The sequence below is a fragment of the Faecousia intestinalis genome (genome assembly GCF_040096185.1).
Lineage (GTDB): Bacteria > Bacillota > Clostridia > Oscillospirales > Oscillospiraceae > JAZOXB01.
Map to the genome: position 1 here is coordinate 1 of NZ_JBBMFF010000094.1, position 6,937 is coordinate 6,937.

5 protein-coding genes are annotated in these 6,937 nt (G+C 62.1%); 4 read left to right on the top strand and 1 reads right to left on the bottom strand.

The genetic code is table 11. From position 1 onward, the window contains the following. Nucleotides 1-120: 120 nt before the first annotated feature. On the bottom strand, nt 121-1,035 hold the full coding sequence (locus WMO66_RS01635) for a TFIIB-type zinc ribbon-containing protein (RefSeq protein ID WP_349134670.1): 915 nt from the start codon (nt 1,033-1,035) through the stop codon (nt 121-123). A 584-nt stretch (nt 1,036-1,619) separates the two neighbouring features. Here WMO66_RS01635 and pckA point away from each other — a divergent pair. The 4 genes from pckA (at nt 1,620) to WMO66_RS01655 (ending at nt 6,808) form a co-directional block, all read left to right on the top strand. Beyond that, a complete protein-coding gene (gene pckA, locus WMO66_RS01640) occupies nt 1,620-3,227 on the top strand; it encodes a phosphoenolpyruvate carboxykinase (ATP) (protein ID WP_349134671.1) in 1,608 nt (535 codons plus the stop codon). A gap of 280 nt (nt 3,228-3,507) precedes the next feature. After that, nucleotides 3,508-4,893, top strand: a complete 1,386-nt coding sequence (locus tag WMO66_RS01645) for an SPFH domain-containing protein (RefSeq protein WP_349134672.1) — start codon at nt 3,508-3,510, stop codon at nt 4,891-4,893. A gap of 20 nt (nt 4,894-4,913) precedes the next feature. Then, nucleotides 4,914-5,990, top strand: coding sequence for a TFIIB-type zinc ribbon-containing protein (locus tag WMO66_RS01650; protein ID WP_349134673.1), 1,077 nt, complete (start codon nt 4,914-4,916; stop codon nt 5,988-5,990). Between the two features lie 14 nt (nt 5,991-6,004). Next, nucleotides 6,005-6,808, top strand: coding sequence for a TPM domain-containing protein (locus tag WMO66_RS01655; RefSeq protein WP_349134674.1), 804 nt, complete (start codon nt 6,005-6,007; stop codon nt 6,806-6,808). The last annotated feature ends 129 nt before the right edge of the window (nt 6,809-6,937 follow it).

The window sequence follows — 6,937 nt, forward strand, 5'->3', positions numbered from 1 at the left end:
CCACGTCGCTTCCCTCCTCGCAATGACAAACCTTTGGCTTTCACCGTTTTATCGACAGCCTGTCCTGATCGCCGCCGATGCGCCGGGCCCGGCTGTCCCCTCCCCTACCATATCATCCGATCACTGCACCCCATACCGTTCCTGCAGCGTCTGCACCATGTCCCGGTATGTGTCATAGCACCGCTCCATCTCGCCGCGCTGCAGCGCCGCATAGCACGGGCCGAGCCAGCGGCTCCGGATCTCGGCATAGCGCGCCGGAGCATCGTCGCAGTATTCCACGCCCGCCACGATGGACGGTGCAACGGCATAATACTCCGTGATGCGCTCGGGGCCGTCCGGCCTCTGCCGCAGCCAGCCGTCGCGGAACGCGCGGAAGGCCGTCAGCTCCGCGCAGTCGTCGGGCTTGCCCTCGGCGGCGCACGTCGCCGTCGTGATGAAGCAGAAGCGGAACTTCTTGAACCCGCCCGCGAGCGTGTCATAGTCGCCCGGCCTCCACAGCTGCTTCGGCCAGCGCGCGAGCCACTGCGTCTGCAGCTGCGTGCGCAGCGGCTCGGCCAGCTCCAGCTGCAGCTTGCGCAGCAGCGGCGTGAAGAAAATGGCCAGCGCGACCTTCGTGTCGAAAAACACATTGTCCCGCGTGCGCCTGCCCCAGCGCGGGTCCTTCTCCATATGGGCGGCAAGGCCGTCCAGCATCACGGCCGCCGCATGCCCGGCCAGTGCCTCGGCCCCGCCGGGATACCCGGCGCAGCAGGCGTCCAGCTGCAGCAGCAGGGGAGTATTGTCCTGCTCATACTGCGCGAACGTCGGGAAAAAGTCCTTTTTGCCGATGCGCAGGTGCAGGTCCGGATAGCGCGTGATGCAGCCGGGCAGCTGCGCGAGCAGCTCCTCAACGGCCTCCGCCTGCACGGGTTTTGCCTGCAGGGCCTCGGTGCGCATACGCGCCCCGCAGTACAGGCAGGAAAATTCCTCCAGCTCTGCCGGGATCTCCAGCTTTTTTCCGCATTGCGGGCATACGCCCCGGATCGTATCCGCCATTGTGATTCCTCCAGATAAACATTAAACATTGTAATTATTGTAGGGGAGGGACATGTCCCTCCCGGCGCTGCACTGTCGATTCGTACAGGCCACCGATAAAAACGTAAAAACCAATTGCGTCTGTAGCGGCGCTCCCTGAGCGCCATGCAGGCCGGCAATGATCACGGCACAAATTCATCGGCGCAAGGCTCCCAAGTTTGTCATTCCGAGGAGCAACGCGACGTGGGAATCTCGCAGAATATGGTCGGATAACAAGGCATTCCCGGCGAAATCGTAACTGCCTTCCCGAGATTGCCACGTCGGCTGCGCCTCCTCGCAATGACAAATCGGGGCTGCATGCCGTTTTATCGTCAGCCTGTTCGGATCGGCAGCATTGCGCCTGGCCCGGCTGTCCGCTCCCCTGCAGCGTGCTTTGCCGTCCTTTTTCGGCAAAATTATGAACTTTTTGCAAAACGATAAAAAAGGATTGATTTTGTCCGAAAAAAATCGTAATATATAGATGCGAAACTACGGGAAACGTAGTGCAGAAGTAATTTCACGGCTGCTCCGGCAGCCGGACAGTTCAAAGAAAGAGGTAATCCAAAATGGCTGAAATCGATCTGAAGCAGTATGGGATCACCGGCACCACCGAGATCGTGCACAATCCTTCCTACGAGATGCTCTTCGCGGAAGAGACCAAGCCCGAGCTCACCGGCTACGAAAAGGGCCAGGTCAGCGAGCTGGGTGCCGTGAACGTTATGACCGGTATCTACACCGGCCGTTCCCCCAAAGACAAGTACATCGTCGTGGACGAGAACTCCAAGGACACCGTGTGGTGGACGTCCGACGCCTACAAGAATGACAACCATCCCATGACCGAAGAGACCTGGAAGGCGGTCAAGGACATCGCTCTGAAGGAGCTGGGCAGCAAGCGCCTGTTCGTCGTCGACGCATTCTGCGGCGCGAACAAGGACACCCGCATGGCCATCCGCTTCATCGTCGAGGTCGCATGGCAGGCCCACTTCGTCACCAACATGTTCATCAAGCCGACGGAGGAGGAGCTGAAGAACTTCAAGCCGGACTTTGTCGTCTACAACGCCTCCAAGGCGAAGGTCGAAAACTACAAGGAGCTCGGCCTGAACTCCGAGACCTGCGTGGCCTTCAACATCACCTCCCGTGAGCAGGTCATCATCAACACCTGGTACGGCGGCGAGATGAAGAAGGGCATGTTCTCCATGATGAACTACTACCTGCCGCTCAAGGGCCTGGCCTCCATGCACTGCTCCGCCAACACCGACATGAACGGCGAGAACACCGCCATCTTCTTCGGTCTGTCCGGCACCGGCAAGACCACGCTGTCCACCGATCCGAAGCGCCTTCTCATCGGCGACGACGAGCACGGCTGGGACGACAACGGCGTGTTCAACTTCGAGGGCGGCTGCTACGCCAAGGTCATCAACCTTGACAAGGATTCCGAGCCTGACATCTACAATGCCATCAAGCGCAATGCCCTGCTTGAGAACGTCACGCTCGACGAGAACGGCAAGATCGACTTTGCCGACAAGTCCGTCACCGAGAACACCCGCGTCTCCTACCCGATCAACCACATTCAGAACATTGTCCGCCCGATCTCCTCTGCGCCCGCTGCGAAGAACGTCATCTTCCTGTCCGCAGATGCCTTCGGCGTTCTGCCTCCCGTTTCCGTCCTGACCCCGGAGCAGACGAAGTACTACTTCCTCTCCGGCTTCACTGCGAAGCTGGCCGGCACCGAGCGCGGCATCACCGAGCCGACCCCGACGTTCTCCGCCTGCTTCGGCCAGGCCTTCCTCGAGCTGCATCCGACGAAGTACGCCGAAGAGCTCGTCAAGAAGATGGAAAAGAGCGGCGCAAAGGCCTATCTGGTCAACACCGGCTGGAACGGCACCGGCAAGCGCATCTCCATCAAGGACACCCGCGGCATCATCGACGCCATCCTGAGCGGCGCGATCCTGAACGCCCCCACGAAGAAGATCCCGTACTTCAATTTCGAGGTCCCCACGGAGCTGCCCGGCGTCGATCCGAAGATCCTCGATCCGCGCGACACCTATGCTGATGCTTCCCAGTGGGACGAGAAGGCAAAGGATCTGGCCTCCCGCTTCGTTAAGAACTTCGTTAAGTACGAAGGCAACGAAGCCGGCAAGGCTCTGGTCGCCGCAGGCCCGAAGGCTGAGTAATTGCATATTTTCCGAACAGGCCGCAGCAATGCGGCCTGTTTTTTACTGCCGGAAAATCCCTTCAGGCTTTTCCGGCAATCGGACCGCAGTCCGCTGCGCGCACGGATCGTCCGCCTGCGGGCGGCGAACTCTGCGAGGCTTTTTTGCACACCGAAATGGACTTGCGATGCGCCTGCGCATCCCCTGTCACGCAAAATTCTCTGCGCCGGGGGCTACCATTTCCCCGTCAAAGCTGGTATAATGGAAAAAAATCTGCTTGCAGCAGGGAAGGGAGCATATTATGGGTCTGATCAAAGCCGGTGTCGGCTCGCTCGGCGGTACGCTCGCCGATCAATGGAAGGAATTTTTCTACTGCGACGCGTTGTCGCCGGAGGTGCTGGCCGTCAAGGGCCAAAAGCGCGTCTCCGGGCGCAGCTCCAACACGAAGGGCAGCGACAACATCATCTCCAACGGCTCCGTCATTGCCGTGGCGGACGGCCAGTGCATGATGATCGTGGAGCAGGGCAAGGTCGTAGAATTCTGCGCCGAGCCGGGCCAGTTCGTCTTTGACGCCTCGACGGAGCCGAGCATCTTTACCGGCTCATTCGGCAAGAGCCTGCTCGATACGTTCAAGACCGTCGGCCGCCGCTTCACGTTCGGCGGAGACACGGGCAAGGACCAGCGCGTTTACTACTTCAATACCAAGGAGATCGTGGACAACAAGTTCGGCACGGCCACCCCGATCCCCTTCCGCGTTGTCGACCGCAACATCGGGCTGGACATCGACGTGTCCGTCCGCTGCAACGGCGTGTATTCCTACAAAATTTCCGACCCCATGCTGTTCTACACGCATGTGTGCGGCAATGTCGAGGGCGACTACAAGCGCTCCGAGATCGACAGCATGCTCAAGACGGAGTTCATCAGCGCGCTGCAGCCCGCCTTTGCCCGCATCTCCGAGCTGGAGGTCCGCCCGAGCGCCCTGCCCGCCCACGCCGAGGAGCTTTCGACGTTCATGAACGAGACGCTCTCACGCAAGTGGGGCGAGCTGCGCGGCCTGCAGGTCGTCTCCATTGCCATGAACCCCATCAGCCTCCCCGAGGAGGACGCAGAGCTCATCAAGCAGGCACAGCGCACGGCCATGCTGCGCGATCCGTCCATGGCGGCCGCCACACTCACGGGTGCACAGGCCGAGGCCATGAAGACCGCCGCCGGGAACAAGAACGGCGCGATGATGGGCTTCATGGGCATGGGCATGGCCCAGCAGGCAGGCGGCCTCAATGCGCAGGAGCTTTATGCCATGGGCCAGCAGCAGAAGGCTGCACCGGCTGCACCGGCTGCAGACGGCTGGAAATGCAGCTGCGGCGCAACGGCGACGGGCAACTTCTGCCCGAGCTGCGGGGCAAAGAAGCCGCAGCCTGCCGCAAACGGCTGGACGTGCACCTGCGGCCAGAGGAACACCGGAAAATTCTGCTCCGCCTGCGGCAAGCCGCGCCCTGCCGAGGGCTGGACCTGCGCCTGCGGCACGGTAAATCAGGGCAAGTTCTGCCAGAACTGCGGTGCGAAGAAGCCCGCGAACGAGCCGCAGTACCGCTGCGACAAGTGCGGCTGGCAGCCGGAGGATCCGCGCCATCCGCCGAAATTCTGCCCCGAGTGCGGCGACCCCTTTGACTTCAACGATCAGGTCTGACGAAAGGGTGGGAACCTCGCATGGCTGAAACGATCCAGTACAAATGCCCCTGCTGCGGCGGCCGCCTGGAATTCGACAGCGGCCTGCAAAAGATGAAGTGCCCGTACTGCGACACGACCTTCGACGTAGAGACGCTCGAGGGCTACGACGACGCGCTGAAGCAGGACGCCGCGGACGACATGCACTGGGACGCGGCGCAGCAGCCGTGGGACGACGTGCAGATGGGCGTTTACACCTGCAAGAGCTGCGGCGGCGAGCTGGTGTGCGACGAGAGCACCGCCGCGACGGCCTGCCCGTTCTGCGGCAATCCCATCGTGCTGACCGGCCGCCTGTCCGGCGACCTGAAGCCCGACTACGTCATTCCCTTCAAGCTCGACAAAAAGGCGGCCGAGGCCGCCCTGCGCAACCATATGAAGGGCAAGCGCCTTCTGCCGAATCTGTTCCGCAGCGAAAACCGCATCTCCGAGGTCAAGGGCGTGTATGTGCCGTTCTGGCTGTTCGACGCCGACGCCGACGCCCACATCCGCTACCACGCGACGCGCATCCGCACCTGGAGCGACCGCGACTATGACTACACCGAGACGCAGCACTATGCCATCCTGCGCAGCGGCGACCTCAGCTTCACCCACGTCCCGGTGGACGGCTCTTCCCGCATGCCGAACGACCTGATGGAATCCATCGAGCCGTTTGACTTCTCCAGCGCGGTCGATTTTCAGACGGCCTACCTGTCCGGCTATCTCGCCGACCGCTATGATGTGAACGCAGACGACAGCATCGGCCGCGCGAACGAGCGCGTGAAAAAGAGCACGGAGTCCGTGTTCGCCTCGACCGTCGTGGGCTATCACACCGTCGTGCCCGAGAGCACATCCGTCCGCCTGGCCAACGGCAGGGTGCACTATGCGCTCTACCCCGTGTGGCTGCTGAACACCGTATGGAACGGCAAAACGTTCTCGTTCGCCATGAACGGCCAGACCGGCAAATTCGTCGGCGACCTTCCCGTCGACAAGGGGAAAAAGTGGCGCTGGTTCGGTCTGGTCAGCGGCATCGCGGCAGCGGCAGCCTATGGCCTTGTGTGCCTGTGGCAGCTGCTGCACTGAGGGAGGGCACGGATATGAAACGAACGCTTACCCTGCTCACGCTGCTGCTTGCCCTGCTGGCGCTGCTCGTCCTGCCCGCTGCTGCGGCGGACCTGCCCCGGCTGGTGGACAACGCAGACCTGCTGATGGCGGATGACGCGGAAGCGCTGCTGGCCGACCTCGACAGCCGCAGCGAGGCGCTGCAGTTTGACATCGTCATCGTGACCGTCGACTCGCTCGACGGCGAAACGCCGCGAGATTACGCAGAGGACTTCTTCTGGTACAACAACTACGGCCTCGGCGAGGACCGCGACGGCGCGCTCCTGCTCGTGGCCATGGACACGCGCGACTGGTACATCGCCACGCATGGCTTCGGCATCACCGCCATCACGCCCGCCGGGCGAGAGGCCATGGTAGACCGCTTCCTGCCCCAGCTCTCGAACGCCGAATATGCCGCGGCATTTTCCACGTTCGCGGAGGAATGTGAGGATTATGTCAACCAGGCGAGAGACGGCTCGGCCTACGACACGGGGAACCTGCCTGACGAGCCGTTTGAAGCGCCGGGCTTCCTGTGGGTCGTGGCCTGCCTGCTGTTCGGCGCACTCATCGGCGGCATCACGGTCGGCGTGATGGCAGCGAAGCACAAGACGGTGCGCCGCCAGCCCGCTGCGAACAGCTATGTTGTGCAGGACAGCCTGCACCTGACGCAGCAGTCCGACCTGTTCCTCTATGCCAACACGACGCGCACGGCGCGCCCGAAGGACAACGACCGCAGCGGAAGCGACGCGCATTCCGGCTCCGGCGGCTCGTCGTTCGGCGGCGGAGGAGGAAAGTTCTAGGGCAGCACCCGAGAATATGCACCAAGCCGGAGGCACTGCCTCCGGCTTGCGGTGGTTTTATGGGAAAATGAGGGTATCGATGGAGCGTTGTAGGGGAGCGGCATGCCGCGCCCGGCGCAGCCCCGGCAC